Raw genomic sequence first — 18124 nt, 5'->3', positions numbered from 1 at the left:
GTCAGAGCCAGAATTTGTCCCGCACAACCGCGTCCCGAACACCGCCGGGTGTATGCACCTCAAGTTTTGTGCCGGCATCCCAATGGGTCATCCGCACCATCCCGATCGCCACATTCACATCAAAGTCCGGGGACCACGCCGCCGAACTGACCTGACCCACAGGCTTGCCATCTGCCAAAACCGGCCAGGCCCGATCACAACCCGGCACTTTGCCACCTGCGATTTCAATCGGCCTGATCTGCTGGTTCGGCCCTTCCTTGGCCACGCGCAACAGCGCATCGCGGCCAATACAGCCAATCGCCGTCTGGGTGTCACAAAACCGACCCAAGCCGCATTCGTGCGGGGTATTGTCGTCCGTCATGTCATTGCCATAGCTCAGCAATCCGGCCTCGATCCGTTCGATCAGATTGGGACACCCGGCGCGCACATCCAGATCCTTGCCCGCCTCAAACAGCGCATGCCAAAGCGGCATGCCAATATCGCTGCCCTCAACATAGATCTCAAATCCGCCTTGCTTTGAGTAGCCAGACCGCGCCACAACCATCAAGCGGCCCTGAAAGTCAAACATGCCAAAACGAAAGAATTTAATGTCGCGTACCGCATCGCCAAACACCCGTGCCATCAGGTCATCGGCTTTGGGACCCTGCACGCCCAAGGGGCTGACATCGGGCTCATCGACCATCACATCCAGCCGATAGCCGTTGGCAATGCCTTTGACCCAGAGCATCAGATCGCTGTCTGCAATGGATATCCACCACCGATCCTCAGCGAGCTTTACCGCGACCGGATCATTCAGCATTCCGCCTGTTTCATCGACAATCGGCACATAAAAACACCGCCCCGGCAACATGCCACGCAGATCACGAGGGGTCAGCATCTGCATCAGCTTGGCCGCATCCGGACCGCGCAGCTCGACCTGACGCTCACAGGCGACATCCCACACCTGAACGGCATTCTTGAGGTGATGATAGTCAAATTCAACACTCTCGAACACCGTGGGCAACAACATGTGGTTATAGGTTGTATAGGCTTTGATGCCTGCCGCCTCAACGCCATCGGAGAAAGGTGTCCGGCGCAGGCGGCGGGACGGGGAAATGAGCGCCATTACATATCCTCTGGCATAAAAACGAGGTCAGTGACCGGGGCATCACGCCCGGTTGCCGTCAGCATGGCGTGGACCTGGCCGCGGTGGTGGGTCTGGTGGTTGAAAAATTGCATGATACACATCGCAAGCGGCAGCGAATAATCCTGTTTCATCGCGCCTGAATACCAGGACAGATCGCCGTGCAGGTGCACTGCTTTGACCCGCTCTGCCCAGAGCCTGATCAAACCATCTGTGCGAAAACGCTCAGCGCTCCAGGTGCCGATGGTTGGAAACATCTTGTGGCCATCAGCAGGTTCGCATTGAGGGGCGGCCGCTGTGGGATCAAATCGATTGAGCCACAGCATGTCCCCCCACAGCAAGTGGTTGATCGTGCCCATTATCGACCCAAAGAACGCCCCGCGGTCCAACATCAGTTCTTCCTCAGGCATCAGTTTAAGAATGCCCATCAACTGATTGTTTTGCCAGGTATTGTACCGCGCCATCGTACGAATATAGGCCGGCTCGATCATGGATTGGGGCCTTTCCAGTCAATCGGGCAAATCTCTGCCGACAATCCGTCAAACGCCCAGACGCGGCCATAATCGCGCACCCGGCTTTTGAGGCCCTTGGCGGCGATGATATCGGGGCCCATCCAGTATTTGGAATTGCTGACCATCACCGGATGATCGGGGCTTTTGCCTGCAATCATCTCAATCTCACCTTGAATTTTGCGGCCAATCGCGATGGAACGCTTGTTGCCTTCTCGGGTGATCTCAACCGGGGCGCGTTCGGCACCAATAATCTCTGATACCAGCATGGTGAAAAGGCCGGTCGTGCCACCTGCCGCACCGCTGAATATCTGCAGGATACCGTTGTAGGCTTTACCACTGGCGCGCTCATCGACATATGCCGCGACCTTCCAGTTGCCCTCGCCCATGCGGCCGGGAATATCGACCAGCAGGCCGACGTTCAGCCCGCTCAGGTCCTCCCCTTCGTAATGGCCCTCATCAATCGCAATGGCCATCCAGGCATGACAATGCCCCTCGGTCGGGGGATGCGCACCGAGCGACACCACGCAGGGGCAAAATACAGTGCACGAGCAGTTCAGGAAAAGCTCGCCCTTGATCGCCCATTCTGTCGGGGCCGATTGGCGCCGCTTCGGGTTCGGCATGCGCTGGTCGATGCGCTGTGAAATTGGCAGCCGATCCGCGTCGGGTCTTTTCTTTGGTGGCATCTTATCCTCCTGAAATAAGGGGCCAGCCCGCTACGACGCACGCGCCGAGGATCAGGATCACACCCATTGGTTTTGTTACATGATGGCCAATCTGCGGCAGTTTTTCCACCACCATAAAGAGCGTGGCCAAACCCATCCAGGCAAGGTTCATCACCCCGCCCGCAAATCCCAGCGCCATAAAACCCCAGCAGCACAAAGCGCAATAGATGCCAAGGCCGAGGCCCATGCGCAAGCCGCCCGCAAATCCTGTGCGCCAGTTTCCGATGAAATACATCATCGGGGAATGGCAAACGCCGTGGCAAATCTCTTTGGTGCGGGTGAATTGAAAGAAGCCGACCGCCAGCAACAATGTCGCAGCAGTCCACCGCGAACGCGCGATGCCCAGCATGTCAATCACCCCAGCAAACAGCAGTGCCAATTGTACCGCGGCGATCAGGGCCGCAAAGCACAGCCAGATTGAGAAATACCCAAGCAACACGCCCAGCCATCCGGCGCGCGTGCCATTGGCACTGATCATCAGATCCTCGTAGCTGCGCAACGTGGGCACCATCGTCGGCAGCATCATCGCCGCCATCATCGCGCCCCACATCACAAACAGAGGTCCGAAATTTGCCATCGGCATGTACATCGGCATGCGCGGGTCCATGGCGCGCATCGCCTCACCCATATCACCGGGACGCCCCAGCAGATCGACGTCCATCTGCATGGCCATGGCGTACATCATCCACCACGCCGCGAGCACCAGTCCAAAAAAGGCCAGCCAAAGGGAAGATCGCAGAACTGGGTTCATGAAACTGTCCGATTCAACACACTTGTGAATTTAATGTCAGACAATTAAACTTCGGGCAAACATTAAATGTAAGACATATGAAAATTGATCCCACCAATTCCGCCGATTTATCGGCACAGATTGCCAGCGCCATCCGTGATGCCATTGTCGAAGGGCGTCTGATTGTTGATGAACGCCTGCCCTCCGAGGCAGAGCTGGCCGAACAATTCAAAGTGTCCCGCCCCACTGTGCGCGAGGCGCTTAAACGGCTTGCGGCCCAATCACTGATCCGCACTCAGCGGGGGGCCACGGGCGGCGCATTTGTGGCCCGGCTCAGCTTTGAGGCGGCACAGGCCCAGCAGATCACCACCTCAACGCTGCTCATCTCGATGAACGCGGTCAGTTTCGCTACCGCCTGCGAGGCCCGTTATACCTTAGAGCGGGCTTGCGCGTCGATGTCGGCGGCCCGGCGTACCGCCGATCATCTGGCAACCATGCGCGCCGAAATCCACCGGCAATCGCAACCCGGCCTGACGGATGAGGCGTTTTGTGCCTCAGACGTGGCGTTTCACCGCGCGCTGGTGGACGGTGCGGGCAATCCGGTGCTGAGCTACCAATTGGCCGGGGCGGTTGAGGGCATGCAGCCGTTGATGAACATGATCACCTTTACCGCCCGCGACCGCGCTCGGATCATTGCACTGCACACGGATATTGCCGACGCAATTGAGGCGCAAGACGGTGAGGCCAGCGCCCATTGCCTTGAAGCGCTTGAGCGAGAGACGCAAACGCTGGCGCAAAACGTGTTTGCCAGACGTGCGGCCAGCGCTGCGGCACCCGCCCCATTGTCTTGAACGCCACAAGCGGCCCCTTGAAACTTTGCCGGTTCTGCCCCATATTCATTTTGTCCTTCGGGACTATGGACATAAACGCGCATGTAATAAGCGGTTCGGACCCGGGGGCGGTACCCGGCGACTCCACCAATATCCTTTATTTGGGGATCATGGGGTCGAAATAGGATCGACGAACGTCTAAAGATGTTGCTTTGTTTCGGCTGACTGCCACCGTTATCGGCGTAAAAAGTACAATTGCAAATAACAATAGTGCTCCAGTTGCGATGGCCGCGTAAGCGGTCCTAACGACTGAAAATTAAGTCCTTGGGTTTAGCGACCTAAGGCGGGGTTCGCAGGTACCTGGCAACAGAAACCTGCACTTTCAAACCTTTCCTTGATCTCTGTGCACCCTAGGTTTGGGGGATGATACGATTGTCGATCCCTCTTCTGTTGGCCTCCACTCTGTCGATTGGCGCGCCTGTTACCGCAAAGGACACTGCTTTGAACCTCAAACCTGACTGGGAATTCGTGGCCGATACCGTGATGGGCGGTGTGTCGACCGGGCAGATCAATGCACAAAACGTTGCGGGCCGGTACGCCACCCGGCTGACCGGCACCGTCTCGCTCGATAACAACGGCGGCTTTGTTCAAATGGCGTTTGACCTTTTGCCGGATGGGACCGGCTTTGATGCCTCTGACCACACCGGGCTAGAAATAGAGGTATTTGGCAATGGTAAGGCCTATGATCTGCGTCTGCGAACGGACGCCCTGACCCGGCCCTGGCAGTCGTTCCGCACGGAATTTGTCGCATCACCCGAATGGACAACCCTGCGCATTCCGTTCAGCGATATCACCCCGCACAAGACCGACGCCACCTTTGACCCCGCTGAAGTGCGCCGCATTGGCATCGTTGCCATCGGTAGGGAATTTGAGGCCGACGTGGCCGTCGCCGCGATCCGTTTCTACCGCTGAGGCTTGACTTAAGCGCCGATTCACCGATGCTGGTGCTATGGGGATCACCGCGAACGCCCCGTGAGGCGACAGCCAGAGGTTCGCATGTTTCCAACACTTTAAAGGATGCATGCCATGGCTGCCCCAAATGAAATCACTGTTCCCCAATTGTTGCGCCTGATCGGCACCCCCGATGCGCCGGTCATCGTCGATATCTCAATTGATCCCGATTTTGACGCAGACCCGTTTCTGATCCCCGGATCGTTTCGCCACCCGCACAAGGATTTGCCAGGCTTAAAGGCGCGCCTGAAAGGGCGGCCTTGTGTCGTTATCTGTCAAAAGGGCATCAAGCTGAGCCAGGGAATGGTGGCGTGGTTGCGCGCCGATGGGGTGCGGGCGGAGTATCTGTCGGGGGGCAAGTATGGTTGGGGCGATCACGCTGGCGCGCCGCGCGTTCCCGCCGCCGCCCTACCCGACCCGGTTGAGGGTGCGACCCTTTGGGTGACCCGGCACCGCCCCAAGATTGACCGCATCGCCTGTCCCTGGTTGATCCGGCGCTTTGTCGATCCCGATGCGCGGTTCCTGTTTGTGTCCCCCGCCGAGGTCATGGGCGTCGCAGACCGCTATGGCGCGACACCCTTTGATGTCGAGGATGTGTTTTGGTCGCATCGTGGCCCAAAGTGCACATTTGATACGATGCTGGATGAATTTGCCCTGCACACAGAGGCGCTGGACAGGTTGGCAAGCGTCGTGCGCGCCGCCGATACCGATACCCATGACACGTCCCCGCAAGCGGCGGGTTTGCTGGCCCTGTCGGTTGGCCTGTCGCGCCAGTACCGCGATGATCTGGAACAGCTTGAGGCCGGTATGGTGCTTTATGATGCGCTGTACCGCTGGGCGCGTGATGGGGCCGATGAACGGCACGACTGGCCTGCGGATCGCAAATCATGAGCGTACCAAGCTGGCCGGACATGGCGCGGGTCTATGGCCGCATTGGTCTTTTGTCATTTGGCGGACCCGCCGCGCAAATCGCCTTGATGCACCGTGAATTGGTGGAAGAACGACCCTGGCTCAGCGAGGCCGCGTATCTGCGCGCGCTAAGCCTGTGCATGCTGTTGCCTGGACCAGAGGCGATGCAGCTTGCCACCTATGCGGGCTGGCGCATGCGCGGCGTGCCGGGAGGGCTGCTGGCGGGCCTGCTGTTCGTGGTACCCGGTGCCTTGGTCATCGCGGTTCTAGCACTGGGATATGCCTATTTTGGGGAACTGCCACTGGTTCAAGCGGCGTTTCTGGGCATCAAGGCAGCCGTCATTGTCGTGGTCTTTCAGGCGCTGCGCAAAGTTGCGAAAAAGGCATTGCATGGCACCCAAGGCTGGACCTTGGCGGTCCTGTCATTCCTGGCACTTTTTGTCGTTGGCCTGCCCTTTCCCCTGATCATCCTGACAGCGGCCCTTTGGGGCATGTTTTACCACAACGCCGCACCGCCAGAAGTGGACACCCTACCCCTCCAGGCAGGCCATGCACCGCGCACCATTACCATCTGGGGTGCCCTCTGGGCCGCACCTTTGGTGGCGCTCTGGGCCATGGGCAACGACTTCTTGCTGCAACTGGGCTTGTTCTTTTCCAAACTGGCAATTGTGACCTTTGGCGGGGCCTACGCCGTCTTGGCCTATATGACGCAGACCGTGGTGCAAGATTATGGCTGGATCAGCACGGATCAGATGATCGACGCGCTTGGTCTGGCAGAAACCACGCCGGGGCCATTGATCCTTGTCACCGAATTTGTCGCTTTGCTGGCCGGGTTTGCGCAATCAGGTGTGATGGGCGCGATTGCGGCAGGGCTTGTAGCGCTTTGGGTGACATTCACCCCCTGCTTTTTATGGATTTTCCTTGCTGGTCCTTATCTGGAACGCATCTCAGCCCAGCCGCGACTTGCAGGGGCCTTGCGCGCCATCACCGCAGCCGTCGTCGGGGTTATCGCAAACCTGTCGGTCTGGTTTGCGCTGCATGTTATATTTGACCGAGTGACCCCTGAGGTGTGGCTGGCCCTGCCCGGCCCGGAGCTGAGCAGTTTTAATGCCTTGGCCGCCGTTTTTACGCTTGCCGCGGCCCTGTTGATGCTGGTTGGAAAACGCGGGTTTGTGACCACCATGGCAGTTCTGGCTGTCGCTGCCCTTGGGATTGCGATGGTCACGTAAAGCCCCCTTTCCCTCGGCCACAAATGTCGTATGCTGATCATGCTCTATGCCAACCTGGAGATGAACATGGGCCGCGACATCGACTATGGCAACCTGATGCACGAAGCCATGCGGGGTTTGATCCGCAAGGTTCTGCTTGACGTTGCCGAGCGGGGCCTGCCGGGAAATCATCACTTTTTCATCACCTTTGACACCACCCATCCGGATGCGGAACTCGCCGATTGGCTTTCTGATCGCTATCCTGGGGAAATGACCGTGGTCATGCAACATTGGTACGACAAGCTTGAGATCACCGAGGACGGGTTTTCAGTCACCCTCAATTTCGGCGATGCGCCAGAGCCGCTGTATATCCCATATGATGCAATCCGCACTTTTGTGGATCCGTCGGTGGAATTTGGTCTGCGCTTTGAAGAACAAGACAACACTGAAACCGACGCACCCGAAAAAGCATCCGACAAGGCCACCGAGCTGAAGCAGGTCCATGAACATGAGCTTGAAGTCGAAGAAGAGCCGGTCAAGGACGCTCAGATCGTGTCGCTTGATTCCTTTCGCAAATGATTTGGGCTGCATGAGCACCATCGGCTGATTGCGCAGGCTGGCGCGGGGCGCTACACCGCTTTTGACACATTTGCCAGACGAGGAGCCACATAATGGCCGATACCCGCACAGAAACTGACAGCTTTGGCCCTCTTGAGGTTCCTTCCGACAAATATTGGGGCGCGCAGACGCAACGCTCCATCATGAATTTCCCGATCGGATGGGAACGACAGCCGATCGCAATCGTGCGCGCGCTGGGGGTGATCAAGAAAGCCTGCGCCGAAGTCAATCTGGGGTTCGGCGATCTTGACGCCGATCTGGCCGCCGCCATCCAGGCCGCCGCGCAAGAAGTGATCGACGGCAAATTCGACGATAACTTTCCGCTTGTGGTCTGGCAGACCGGGTCTGGCACCCAATCGAACATGAACGCCAACGAGGTGATCTCGAACCGCGCGATTGAGATGATGGGCGGCACGATGGGCTCAAAAACACCCGTGCACCCCAATGATCACTGCAACATGGGTCAATCATCAAACGACACATTCCCCACTGCGATGCATGTGGCTATCGGCATGGTGGCGCGTGACACGCTGTTGCCGGGCCTGCGCAAGTTGCACAGCGCATTGGCAGCAAAATCCGACGAATTCAAAGACATCATCAAAATCGGCCGCACCCATACCCAAGACGCAACACCGCTGACATTGGGTCAGGAATTTGGCGGCTATGCGCATCAGGTCGCCAAGGGTATTGCACGGGTCGAGGCCTGTTTGCCGGATATTTACGAACTGGCCCAAGGTGGCACTGCCGTGGGTACCGGGTTGAACACCCGCAAAGGCTTTGCCGAAAAAGTCGCGCATGAAATTGCCGCGATCACTGGCCTGCCCTTTATTACAGCCCCCAACAAATTCGAGGCGCTGGCCGCCCATGACGCCATGGTGATGTTTTCAGGTGCCTTGAAAACTGTCGCCGCATCCTTGTTCAAAATCGCCAACGACATGCGTTTGCTGGGCTCAGGCCCGCGTTCTGGTCTGGGCGAATTGATCTTGCCCGAGAATGAACCGGGATCCTCGATCATGCCGGGCAAAGTGAACCCCACCCAAGCTGAGGCACTGACCATGGTCTGTGCGCATGTGATGGGCAATGATGCCGCCGTGGGCTTTGCAGGATCTCAGGGTCATTTTGAACTCAACGTCTATAACCCGATGATGAGCTATAATGTGATTCAGTCGATGCAATTGCTTGGTGACGCCGCCAGCAGTTTTACCGACAACATGGTTGTGGGCACGCAGGCCAACATCGAACGGATCGACAAACTGATGAAAGAAAGCCTGATGCTGGTGACGGCGCTAGCCCCCACCATCGGCTATGATAACGCCACCAAGGTCGCCAAGACCGCGCATAAGAACGGCACGACGCTCAAAGAAGAAGCAATTGCTTTGGGCTTTGTCGATGCGGAAACTTTTGAACGGGTCGTGCGGCCCGAAAACATGATAGGACCAAAATGAACACGTCGATCAACTTGAACAAAGTCAAAAAAGAACGCAACCGTGCCTCACGCAAGGCCCGCGCTGATGAAAATGCCGTGGGTTTTGGCCAGACTAAAGCGCAAAAAGAAGCGTTGAAAGCCCGCGCGGAACTGATCGCGCGCAACCTTGAGGCGCACAAACGCGAAACATGAGTGCACGGCCCGTCAAACATTCAGTGACACTGCGAGGCCATCGCACCTCGGTGTCGCTGGAGGACGAATTCTGGAAGGAATTCCGCGCGATCGCTGCTGAAAAAGACATGCCAATCAATGTGTTGGTGGCCGAGATTGATGTGGCGCGCGGTGTTGATATGGGGCTGGCTTCTGCGATAAGGCTCTATGTGCTGCAGTCGTTAAAGGATCGTTTACATTGATGTGGATAGGGTCTGGGCATGACGATTTCAGCCCCTTTTTCTCCTGACGCATGGATGATCCATGTTTTCAGTGCGAAGGCGGCATTGTTCGCAGAAAGCTGCGAGACATTGAAAATACGTTGGCAGAAACGCTTTTGAAACTGGACTTGCACGTCGCGGATATCATGCCATCGAAAACGCTGGGCAAATGATGATTTTTTGCAATCAAGAACCGTTACGCGTTATTCTATTGACGATTTTTTCAAAAAAATCGGATCGGAATTTTCGAAAATTCCGTTGCCCTTCAAGCCACCGACGCCGCATAGATCTTGTTTATATTTGCCCCAAGTGCTGCGTTGAATTCCGCATCGGTCATTGACACATTCAACCCTTCGGTCAAGGCACGTGAAAAACTCGCGATCATGCTGCTGTTCTGGCTGAGTTTGGCTGAAGCTTCATCCGTCGAATAGCCACCCGACAACGCCACAACCCGCAGGACATTCGCGTGCTGGGCCACTTTATCATACTGCCCCGGAACATCCGGAATGGTGAGCTTGAGCATCACCATTTCACCCTCAGGCAATTGATCAAGATGCTTCAAAAGGGCATCGCGCAGCAGATCTTCTGCCGCCGCTTTGGTCTTTGAATGGATGTTTACCTCAGGTTCGAGAATCGGCACCAAGCCCGCCTTGCAAACCTGTTTTGCTACTTCAAATTGTTGCGCGACAACTGCGTCAATGCCGCCTGCGTCAGCCTCGTGGATGACCGAACGTTCCTTGGTCCCAAAAATCCCTGCCGCAACCGCACGCGCCAACAAGCTATCCAGCTCTGGCATCGGTTTGAGAAGCTGCACGCCATCAGCGGTCTCTTCCAACCCCTTGTCGATCTTCAAAAATGGCACGACGCCTCGGTCTTCCCACAACAGCTGCGCAACCGGTTTGCCGTTGATGGTATCGTCCATCGTGCGTTCAAACAGGATCGCACCGATCACCTTGGCGCTGGTAAAATCATTCGCAAGAATGATCCGCGCCCGCATGTCGTGCATCGCCTGGAACATTTCGGCATCGCCCGAATAGTCACTTGGCTGCACACCATAAAGGCCAAGCGCCTTGGGGGTGGAACCGCCCGATTGATCCAAGGCCGCAATAAATCCCTTACCGCTTTCAATCTGCGTTTTTTGTGCATTGTTGATCGCCATGAAACACTCACCTTCGTCTACTGATTCCGTTAAACGTAATGTTAATCCAAAGGGGGCTGCGATGATAGAACCTACCGCCGCTCCAGTCTCAGCCATATACCGCTGGCCGAGCGCACGGTCAGATGTGCCACCGGGACCGGCACGCACCCCGGCACTGCGGCAACGCGAAAATCGCGCAAGATCCGCGACAGGATCAATGGCCCCTCAACCATCGCAAACCCCGCGCCTGTGCACACACGCGGGCCCGCAGAGAACGGAATAAAAGCCTCACGCGCACATTTTTGACCATTCTCACTGTGCCAGCGGGTCGGATCAAATCCATCCGGGTTATCCCAAAGCCGCTCATGACGGTGCAGGTGCCATGGGCTGAGCACAAGCTGCGCGCCCGGTCTCACTTCCCGGTCGCGAAAACGTTCAGGACAGGTGTTTTCGCGCACCATCATCGGCACCGGTGGATAAAGCCGAAGTGCCTCACGAAACACATCCCGGCTGAGCTTAAGCTTCGACATCACGGCAAAATCGCAGGTCTTCAATGCCAAGGCTTCCTCTGCCAGCTTGTCCTGCCAATCGGGATGGGTCGCCATCAGATACAGCGTCCACGCCAATGCCGACGCGCTGGTCTCATGCCCGGCCAGAAAAAATATCGCAACCTGATCGACCATTTCATCGGAGCCGAATCGATGCCCTGTCACTGGGTCGGCGGTGGTCATGATCTTGGTCGCCAGATCGTCCGGGGCGGTGCCCGCCTCTATTTCGGCCATGCGGATTGTGGTCAGTTCAGTGATCAGGCTGCGAATTAGCGCAGCACTGTTGCGTGTGCCTTTACGGAAGAGCCGCGGCATCCAGCGCGGCAACGGGATAAAGGCCGCAAGGTTCAACAATGGCTGCGATCGCTGATAGGTTTTGAATGCGTCAAAAACCGCACGGGCCAGATGATGGTCAATCGGGATTGAAAAGAGCGTGCGAAAGATCACATCTGCCGCCGCATGGCTGGTTTCAACCTCAACTTCGATCACCTGACCAACCTGAGCCTCAAGCCGTGTCGCAGTCGCTTCTGCGGCATCCCACATCGCCGGAAACACCTCGCGCAGGCGGCCCCCCTCAAACGCGGGGTCAATGATGCGGCGTTGGCGTTTCCATGTCTCACCATTGGTCAGGAAAACCGATTTGCCCAGCAAAGGCCGCAACCCTTCGCTGATCCTGTCCGACTTGGGGAAATCATCGGGACGGTCCTTGAGCACGGTCTTGATCAGCTCGGGTCGGTTGATCAGATAGCTGCGAAAGAACGGCGTCCTGAATTCAGCCATCCACGCCCGATAAAGCCGCGCCGGCTGGGCCGACAGGATGTCAGCACGGAACAATCTGGCATACCGCCAGAGCGACACTTTGTTCGGGCGGCTGGCGGGCTTGGGTGGCACTCTCATGCAGCAACAGACGTGTATTTACTGACCGCATGGTCAATGCGCGACTTGGAGGGCGCGCGGGCACCATAGCGCGCAGCAAGGGTCATCGGCCCAGCTGTGATCTGAAAATAATCATAGTCGCCCGGTTGATCAAAGGCGCACAGATACTGAAAATGCAGGCGAAAAAACCGCCACCTCAGGTCTTTCCACCTTTGAGGGCTGAGGGTTTGCGAAAATGCGGCGGAAAAAACCAAGGGCCATTTTTTGTCAGGGGGTGCCACGCCCGACACCGACACCGGGTCACACAGGGCAAAGGCACAGCCGTCGCCGGGGGCGGTCACATCAACCCACGTCACTTCATTACGTGCAGAAAGATACTGTAAATCCGCCCGCAGCCGATGGGCATCTGGCAAGAAAGATACCATCGGCACCACCTGTCCCAGTGACAGAAATGACAGTGCAGGGCCATTGCCGGGCACGCCGCCCGTGCGGATCAGATCGGCCAAAATCGACACGCCAAGATGTGCGCCAGATGAATGGCCCACGATCAACACTTCATCCACATCCTCTGCCAAGGCCGCTGCGATGCTATCGGAAAACGTGGCAATTCGCGTTTCCAATTTGGGTGGAATCGCCCCTTTTGACGATGCGGAATAGGAATAATCATGCATCAGGTAATAGGCAAAAAACCTGCCATCTTTCTTTTTGAACCAACGCAGCAGGCCATAAGAGCACGCCCCGCCGATCAGAAGCGCGAGGATATAGGCAAGGACACCGATGAAAGGGTCAAGAAGAGCAGACATTCCGAAAGCCATCAGACAGCCCAGCACCGCCGCAAGCACCAATTGAACCAGCAACATCCCCACCGGGTAAAGCGCCGCAATCACCGGTCCCTTGCGCAGTTTCATCAGCCGCCAAAGCGCGCCTGAGGCGATATAAACCCAAGCGGTGCGCAAAAGCTGCAGATAGGTGGCTGGGATGGAGGTGTTCATGCTCTCGCGCACAATGTCGGACCAGACCAGAACTTCGACCTTCGCATCCACTTCAATGCCGTCGATCAACCCTTTGACCTGCCAGCCATAGTTATCACTTTTTGCATTGGGTTTGAGCGCAATATCATAGCCCGAAATCGCCGACTGCGCGGCCCCTTCCTTGCGATAGAGCTCGCGGTAGCGGCGGGGGTGAATGGGATCATAGCCGGGAATGTAAAACACCCGGCGACGTGTCACCTGACCTATAGTGTGATTGCCCATGTCTGCCCTCTTGTCCCGCAGCTTACCTGCGTTTTTGGGCAAGAGTAAGACGTTTAGCCCAAGGTGGCGAGGCTTGGAAAAGTCTCAAGCAACCAGAAAGATAAAGTCGTAAAGGCCCCTGTCAACAGCGCCAGTCCAACCGCCACCAGCAGCACGCCCATCGCGCGCTCAATCAGCTTCATATGTTTCTTGATGCGGTTCATCACGCCCATCGCGCGGGTGATAAACATCGCGGCCAGCAGGAAAGGAATACCCAGACCAGCGGCATAAATCCCCAAAAGCAAAGTGCCACGTACCACGGATGCCTCAGTTGCCGCCAAGGATAATATCGCACCCAGTTGCGGGCCGATGCAGGGCGTCCAGCCAAAGGCAAAAGCCAGCCCAAGGATATAGGCCCCAAAGCTGGATCCGCCCTTGTCGCCGGCATCCAGACGCGCCTCCTGATCCAGAAACGGGATGCGAATTACGCCCAGAAAATGCAGACCAAAAATGATCACAACGACCCCGGATATCTTGGCAAAAAGCACCTGATTTTGCAGGAAAAACGCCCCAAAGACGGATGCCGTGAAGCCAAGGATCAAAAAGACCGTGCTTAGCCCGAGAACAAAGAACACTGCCGCCACCGTCGCGCGCCGCCGTGCAGCCGCAACATTGGACATATCGCCCAGGGACACCCCGCTCATATAGGCCAGATAGGGTGGCACGATGGGCAAAACGCAGGGCGATAGAAAACTGATCACGCCCGCGACCAACGCTATCATCATGGCAGGGATTAACCCGGCGTCGATCAATTCTATTCCAAACATGCCCTACCCTTAGCGGGGATCACCGGTGGCGTCACGCCCCGTTACAACTCTGTTCGGTCACAAGCCTGTGGACGGGATGTAACATCTGCCCTATCTCACTTGTTATGAAGATACATGACCTTGATGCGACCGGGCTGCTCTGCCCCCTGCCCGTTTTGAAACTGCGCAAGCGGCTGGCCGCTTTGACACCGGGCGATTGCATACAGGTCCGCGCGGATGATCCGGCCGCAATTATCGACGTACCGCACTTTTGTGCCGAAGCCGGGCATCACCTGATCGAGACATCAACCGAAGGTGCGGCCCAGATCTATCTGGTGCGTAAAGGCGGTTAACGCAAAAGGCAGGCCTCTCAGCCTGCCTTTCTTGTCAGTATCATTCAGAACCTCAACCGCCGAGCGACCACCACCCCTTGCGCTTGGGCTTTTTGGCGACGGGCTTTTCCGGCTCTGATGCGGGTTCGGCGGCCACAGGTTCGGGTGCCGGTTCCGGCTTTGGCTCAGGCGCTGGCTCGACCTTTGCCACAGGCTCAGGTGCCTGCTCTGCAGCCGTTTCCGTCTTTGGTTTCGGCTTGGCACGGCTGCGTGTCGACTTTGGCTTGGGCTTTTCCTCGCCTGCATCCTCTGGTGTGGCCTCATCTGGCTTGGCTTCGGCTTTTTCCGCCTTCGGCTTTGTGGTGCGTGTGCGTGTCGATTTTGCCTTGGGCTTTGGCGCATCTTCGGCTTTGGCGGTTTCCTCAACAGCCTCTGACGTCTTGGCATCCGTATCAAAAGTGCCTTCGGCTTCGACCTTGGCTTTGGATTTGCTGGAACTGCTGCGCGACCTGCTGCGGCTGGTTGGCTTTGGCTTTTCCGCTGGTTTGTCACCATCAGCAGCCTCTGCCATCGCATCATTGGGCGCAGACGCGTCTTCTGACTGAGCCAAGTCAGACCGATCACCGTCCGGCGACCCATCACTGGCGTCGCCATTCAGAGTATCACCATTCTGATGGTCACCAGTGCCCGGCTTTTTGCGGCTGCGACGCCGACGGCGGCGGCGCTTCGGCTTGCCTTCGCCGTCATCTTTGCCATTCTCATCATTATGGATGTGACCATTGCTTGGCGTACTGCTGCCCGGTCCTTCTGGCGCTTCGTCATCACCGTTGGACGTCTCAGCCTCATCCTCGTCAATCTGATCCATCAAAGATGTATCAACCGACACCACATGCGCCGATGCCGGGGCCACGACCCGCGTCGCGGTCTTGAACTTTTCAAGCGAGAAGTCAGGGCTGATCAACATTGGATCGCCTTCAATCCGGACCGACAGACCATAACGCGCCTCGATATGGGCGATATGTTCGCGTTTTTGGTTCATCAGGAAGTTGGCGATGCCCACCGGCGCACGCACCAGCACTTCACGTGACCGGCGACGGGTGCCTTCTTCTTCGATCTGGCGCAGAATCGCGAGCGCGAGGTTGTCATCAGACCGGATCAATCCGGTGCCGTGACAGGCCTGACAGGGCTGCGTTGTTGCCTCGATCATTCCGGGGCGCAGACGCTGACGCGACATTTCCATCAGGCCAAAGCCTGAAATCCGGCCCACCTGAATGCGCGCGCGGTCGGTCTTGAGCTTGTCTTTCATCATCTTTTCGACGGACGCGTTGTTCTTGCGCTCGTCCATGTCGATAAAGTCGATGACGATCAAACCGGCAAGGTCACGCAACCGCAATTGGCGCGCCACTTCTGCGGCGGCCTCCAGGTTGGTCTTGAGCGCGGTTTGCTCAATCGAGCCTTCCTTGGTTGCCCGGCCAGAGTTGACGTCAACCGCCACCAACGCTTCGGTCACACCGATCACAATGTAACCGCCCGACGGCAATTGCACCGTGGGGTTGAACATGCCCGAAAGATAGGTTTCCACCTGATAGCGTGCAAACAGCGGCAGGTTCTCTGAATAGAGTTTCACGTTTTTGGCATGACTCGGCATGATCATTTTCATGAAGTCTTTGGCGATGCGATAGCCACGCTCACCTTCGACAAACACCTCGTCAATGTCGCGGTTATAAAGATCGCGGATCGACCGTTTGATCAGATCGCCCTCTTCATAGATCTTTGCAGGAGCGATGGATTTCAGTGTCAGTTCGCGGATCTGTTCCCACAGACGTTGCAGATATTCATAGTCGCGCTTGATCTCGGCCTTGGTGCGTTTCGCACCGGCCGTGCGCACGATCAGGCCTGCGCCCCGTGGCACTTCGATCTCATTGGCGATTTCTTTCAGCTTCTTGCGGTCCGCAGCATTGGTGATCTTGCGGCTGATGCCACCCCCCCGCGCCGTATTGGGCATCAGGACGCAATAGCGACCGGCCAAAGACAGATATGTCGTCAGGGCGGCACCCTTATTGCCGCGTTCTTCCTTGACCACCTGGACCAGCAGAATCTGGCGAACTTTAACGACTTCCTGAATCTTATAGCGCTTGGGCCGTGGCTTGCGTGCCGGGCGAATATCCTCGCTGTCGTCCTCATCGGCGACAGATTCGATGCTCTCATCCTTTTCAGACGCATCCGGGCTGTCACTCGCGGTATCACCATCGTCATCCGAGTCGTCTTCTTCACCAACTGCGGGGGTCTCTACAGGCGTCTCTGAAACCCGCTCCATCGGCGAGGAGGCCACGTTTTCATCGACTTCGACTTCTTCGTCATCCGTCAAATCAACGGTTTCCATGCCCTCAATCTCGGTTGAGGTTGTCGCATCATCGCTGATGGTGTCCGCAGCCTTGGGCTTGGAGCGGCTGCGTGACCGTGAACGCGACGCGCGTTTGGGTTTTTCATCTTCTGCCGCTTGTTGCTCGGCATAGGCGCGCTCTTCTTCGAGCAGCGCCTGACGGTCGGCTACGGGGATCTGGTAATAGTCAGGATGAATTTCCGAGAACGCCAGAAACCCATGACGGTTTCCACCATAGTCCACGAACGCTGCCTGAAGCGACGGTTCGACCCGCGTTACCTTGGCTAGATAGATGTTCCCGGCGAGCTGGCGTTTGTTTTCAGATTCAAAGTCAAATTCCTCAACTTTGTTTCCGTCCACCACAACCACGCGCGTTTCTTCGGCGTGGGTGGCATCGATAAGCATTTTTTTAGGCATAAGTCCAATTTGCACAATGCCCGCGAAACGACAGGCCCAGGGGGGCCTTTGGTTTGCAGGGTGTGACTTGTCAGGGCGAATTTGGACACGGACAGGACGGGGCCGAAAACGGCCTCTGATCGTCTGCTCTTGGCTTCTGCGCGCGTCATCGCGTTTCTTCTCCGACATGAAGTCAACGCAATGTCACTTCATATCCATTAATTTACTGTTTCTCTTCAGAGCCTTAACTCATCAAAGCATCAGCGGTTCTCCGGCCATTTCTGGCCCAATCGGTCTGCATTGCGTCCCTAACGTGGACTGCAAATGCAGCGAAACTTTCAAGAGATACATCCGACGCGCAAAAGCGTCATTGTCTCTATCATCCTAGTTAAAGTGTTTGCAGGTCAAATGACAATGGGCAATCTCGGCTCAATTTGGGCAATGCGTATTTTATATCTGCATCGCTTGACAAAAACACCGATGCTGGGAACATTCGCCACTCCCGGATCGGCCTGCCCCTTCTGGATCATCTGCCAACTTTGCCGGGGCACATGTTGCGGCAGCCAAGACCCAAAGGAACCACTTCATGCGATATTTACTGCGCCCTGCCCTATGCCTGTCTCTGCTGGCTGTTGCCGCCTGTGACGAAGTTGCCGTCGCGGGCGATTCTGTCGCACTGGCTGAAGTGCGCGGTCAAAAATCATGTGTTGCGGCGGTTGCCAAGGAAACGGGCAATAAATCTGCAGCGATCAATACAACAATCCCGGTCATTGAGACGGGCCGCTATATCGTGGACGTCCCGAACGCGCGAAGCTGGACATGTGTAACGGACGCCAATGGCAAAGCAACACAGATTGTGGAGCAGCAAACCGGCTGATCCGGCCCGTTTGTGA

General features: G+C 56.8%; 19 protein-coding genes and 1 other RNA gene. 11 read left to right on the top strand and 9 right to left on the bottom strand.

All coding sequences use genetic code 11. The features are described 5' to 3' along the window. Position 1: 1 nt before the first annotated feature. The 4 genes from ACEWL3_RS07245 to ACEWL3_RS07230 are packed head-to-tail and all read right to left on the bottom strand — an operon-like array spanning position 2 to position 3108. On the bottom strand, positions 2–1105 hold the full coding sequence (locus ACEWL3_RS07245; protein WP_386179305.1) for a dimethylsulfoniopropionate demethylase: 1104 nt from the start codon (positions 1103–1105) through the stop codon (positions 2–4). Then, positions 1105–1614, bottom strand: coding sequence for a DinB family protein (locus tag ACEWL3_RS07240; protein ID WP_386179308.1), 510 nt, complete (start codon positions 1612–1614; stop codon positions 1105–1107). Before ACEWL3_RS07240 ends, ACEWL3_RS07245 begins: the two co-directional genes overlap by 1 nt. Continuing rightward, positions 1611–2318, bottom strand: a complete 708-nt coding sequence (locus ACEWL3_RS07235; protein WP_386179310.1) for a DUF1326 domain-containing protein — start codon at positions 2316–2318, stop codon at positions 1611–1613. The genes ACEWL3_RS07240 and ACEWL3_RS07235 overlap by 4 nt, the downstream gene beginning before the upstream one ends. A 1-nt stretch (position 2319) precedes the next feature. After that, positions 2320–3108 (bottom strand): DUF2182 domain-containing protein, encoded by a 789-nt coding sequence (locus ACEWL3_RS07230; RefSeq protein ID WP_386179314.1) that lies wholly within the window; start codon positions 3106–3108, stop codon positions 2320–2322. Between the two features lie 77 nt (positions 3109–3185). On the opposite strand from ACEWL3_RS07230, the gene ACEWL3_RS07225 reads away from it, so the two are divergent. From ACEWL3_RS07225 to ACEWL3_RS07185, 9 genes are all read left to right on the top strand, one after another. After that, positions 3186–3938: a FadR/GntR family transcriptional regulator gene (locus ACEWL3_RS07225; protein ID WP_386179316.1), complete on the top strand. Its 753-nt coding sequence runs from the start codon at positions 3186–3188 to the stop codon at positions 3936–3938. 13 nt (positions 3939–3951) lie between these two features. Beyond that, positions 3952–4298, top strand: a transfer-messenger RNA (tmRNA) gene (gene ssrA, locus ACEWL3_RS07220). 51 nt (positions 4299–4349) lie between these two features. Beyond that, positions 4350–4889: a CIA30 family protein gene (locus ACEWL3_RS07215; RefSeq protein WP_386179319.1), complete on the top strand. Its 540-nt coding sequence runs from the start codon at positions 4350–4352 to the stop codon at positions 4887–4889. A gap of 114 nt (positions 4890–5003) precedes the next feature. Further along, positions 5004–5819: a chromate resistance protein ChrB domain-containing protein gene (locus tag ACEWL3_RS07210; RefSeq protein WP_386179322.1), complete on the top strand. Its 816-nt coding sequence runs from the start codon at positions 5004–5006 to the stop codon at positions 5817–5819. Next, positions 5816–7066 carry a chromate efflux transporter gene (gene chrA / locus ACEWL3_RS07205; RefSeq protein WP_386179325.1) on the top strand — a complete coding sequence of 417 codons (1251 nt, stop codon included), beginning with the start codon at positions 5816–5818 and terminating at the stop codon, positions 7064–7066. The genes ACEWL3_RS07210 and chrA overlap by 4 nt, the downstream gene beginning before the upstream one ends. A 66-nt stretch (positions 7067–7132) precedes the next feature. Beyond that, on the top strand, positions 7133–7624 hold the full coding sequence (locus ACEWL3_RS07200) for an SspB family protein (RefSeq protein WP_386179483.1): 492 nt from the start codon (positions 7133–7135) through the stop codon (positions 7622–7624). 92 nt (positions 7625–7716) lie between these two features. Then, a complete protein-coding gene (fumC, locus tag ACEWL3_RS07195) occupies positions 7717–9108 on the top strand; it encodes a class II fumarate hydratase (protein ID WP_386179328.1) in 1392 nt (463 codons plus the stop codon). After that, positions 9105–9281 carry a DUF4169 family protein gene (locus ACEWL3_RS07190; protein WP_386179331.1) on the top strand — a complete coding sequence of 59 codons (177 nt, stop codon included), beginning with the start codon at positions 9105–9107 and terminating at the stop codon, positions 9279–9281. Before fumC ends, ACEWL3_RS07190 begins: the two co-directional genes overlap by 4 nt. Continuing rightward, complete coding sequence (locus tag ACEWL3_RS07185) at positions 9278–9502, top strand: ribbon-helix-helix domain-containing protein (protein WP_386179333.1); 225 nt, start codon at positions 9278–9280, stop codon at positions 9500–9502. Before ACEWL3_RS07190 ends, ACEWL3_RS07185 begins: the two co-directional genes overlap by 4 nt. Before the next feature lie 283 nt (positions 9503–9785). Here the strand turns inward: ACEWL3_RS07185 and ACEWL3_RS07180 are convergent, their stop codons facing one another. From ACEWL3_RS07180 to ACEWL3_RS07165, 4 genes are all read right to left on the bottom strand, one after another. Beyond that, positions 9786–10679, bottom strand: coding sequence for a fructose bisphosphate aldolase (locus tag ACEWL3_RS07180; RefSeq protein WP_386179336.1), 894 nt, complete (start codon positions 10677–10679; stop codon positions 9786–9788). 71 nt (positions 10680–10750) lie between these two features. Further along, positions 10751–12103, bottom strand: a complete 1353-nt coding sequence (locus ACEWL3_RS07175) for a cytochrome P450 (protein WP_386179339.1) — start codon at positions 12101–12103, stop codon at positions 10751–10753. Continuing rightward, the gene (locus ACEWL3_RS07170) at positions 12100–13335 is read right to left on the bottom strand and encodes a hypothetical protein (protein ID WP_386179342.1); all 1236 of its coding nucleotides are present in this window, start codon (positions 13333–13335) and stop codon (positions 12100–12102) included. Before ACEWL3_RS07170 ends, ACEWL3_RS07175 begins: the two co-directional genes overlap by 4 nt. Before the next feature lie 53 nt (positions 13336–13388). After that, entirely contained in the window at positions 13389–14141 is a 753-nt protein-coding gene (locus tag ACEWL3_RS07165; RefSeq protein ID WP_386179345.1) for a cytochrome c biogenesis CcdA family protein, read from the bottom strand. A 104-nt stretch (positions 14142–14245) separates the two neighbouring features. On the opposite strand from ACEWL3_RS07165, the gene ACEWL3_RS07160 reads away from it, so the two are divergent. Next, a complete protein-coding gene (locus ACEWL3_RS07160; RefSeq protein ID WP_386179348.1) occupies positions 14246–14473 on the top strand; it encodes a sulfurtransferase TusA family protein in 228 nt (75 codons plus the stop codon). A gap of 52 nt (positions 14474–14525) precedes the next feature. On the opposite strand, the gene ACEWL3_RS07155 is transcribed toward ACEWL3_RS07160, so the two are convergent. Continuing rightward, positions 14526–17252 carry an Rne/Rng family ribonuclease gene (locus ACEWL3_RS07155; RefSeq protein ID WP_386179351.1) on the bottom strand — a complete coding sequence of 909 codons (2727 nt, stop codon included), beginning with the start codon at positions 17250–17252 and terminating at the stop codon, positions 14526–14528. 565 nt (positions 17253–17817) lie between these two features. Between ACEWL3_RS07155 and ACEWL3_RS07150 the strand changes: the two genes are divergently transcribed. After that, positions 17818–18108, top strand: coding sequence for a hypothetical protein (locus tag ACEWL3_RS07150; protein WP_386179354.1), 291 nt, complete (start codon positions 17818–17820; stop codon positions 18106–18108). Positions 18109–18124: the final 16 nt, after the last annotated feature.

Origin of the sequence: Sulfitobacter sediminivivens (genome assembly GCF_042611115.2) — a bacterium.
GTDB lineage: Bacteria > Pseudomonadota > Alphaproteobacteria > Rhodobacterales > Rhodobacteraceae > Sulfitobacter > Sulfitobacter sediminivivens.
This window is presented reverse-complemented; position numbering and strand designations above follow the sequence as displayed.

Coding starts and splice junctions, on each gene's coding strand:
- ACEWL3_RS07235 (WP_386179310.1), bottom strand. CDS start 2,318: ATGCCACCAAAGAAAAGACCCGACGCGGATCGGCTGCCAATTTCACAG.
- ACEWL3_RS07230 (WP_386179314.1), bottom strand. CDS start 3,108: ATGAACCCAGTTCTGCGATCTTCCCTTTGGCTGGCCTTTTTTGGACTG.
- ACEWL3_RS07150 (WP_386179354.1), top strand. CDS start 17,818: ATGCGATATTTACTGCGCCCTGCCCTATGCCTGTCTCTGCTGGCTGTT.
- ACEWL3_RS07240 (WP_386179308.1), bottom strand. CDS start 1,614: ATGATCGAGCCGGCCTATATTCGTACGATGGCGCGGTACAATACCTGG.
- ACEWL3_RS07210 (WP_386179322.1), top strand. CDS start 5,004: ATGGCTGCCCCAAATGAAATCACTGTTCCCCAATTGTTGCGCCTGATC.
- ACEWL3_RS07245 (WP_386179305.1), bottom strand. CDS start 1,105: ATGGCGCTCATTTCCCCGTCCCGCCGCCTGCGCCGGACACCTTTCTCC.
- ACEWL3_RS07190 (WP_386179331.1), top strand. CDS start 9,105: ATGAACACGTCGATCAACTTGAACAAAGTCAAAAAAGAACGCAACCGT.
- ACEWL3_RS07155 (WP_386179351.1), bottom strand. CDS start 17,252: ATGCCTAAAAAAATGCTTATCGATGCCACCCACGCCGAAGAAACGCGC.
- ACEWL3_RS07160 (WP_386179348.1), top strand. CDS start 14,246: ATGAAGATACATGACCTTGATGCGACCGGGCTGCTCTGCCCCCTGCCC.
- ACEWL3_RS07185 (WP_386179333.1), top strand. CDS start 9,278: ATGAGTGCACGGCCCGTCAAACATTCAGTGACACTGCGAGGCCATCGC.
- ACEWL3_RS07170 (WP_386179342.1), bottom strand. CDS start 13,335: ATGGGCAATCACACTATAGGTCAGGTGACACGTCGCCGGGTGTTTTAC.
- chrA (WP_386179325.1), top strand. CDS start 5,816: ATGAGCGTACCAAGCTGGCCGGACATGGCGCGGGTCTATGGCCGCATT.
- ACEWL3_RS07165 (WP_386179345.1), bottom strand. CDS start 14,141: ATGTTTGGAATAGAATTGATCGACGCCGGGTTAATCCCTGCCATGATG.
- fumC (WP_386179328.1), top strand. CDS start 7,717: ATGGCCGATACCCGCACAGAAACTGACAGCTTTGGCCCTCTTGAGGTT.
- ACEWL3_RS07200 (WP_386179483.1), top strand. CDS start 7,133: ATGGGCCGCGACATCGACTATGGCAACCTGATGCACGAAGCCATGCGG.
- ACEWL3_RS07180 (WP_386179336.1), bottom strand. CDS start 10,679: ATGGCGATCAACAATGCACAAAAAACGCAGATTGAAAGCGGTAAGGGA.
- ACEWL3_RS07175 (WP_386179339.1), bottom strand. CDS start 12,103: ATGAGAGTGCCACCCAAGCCCGCCAGCCGCCCGAACAAAGTGTCGCTC.
- ACEWL3_RS07225 (WP_386179316.1), top strand. CDS start 3,186: ATGAAAATTGATCCCACCAATTCCGCCGATTTATCGGCACAGATTGCC.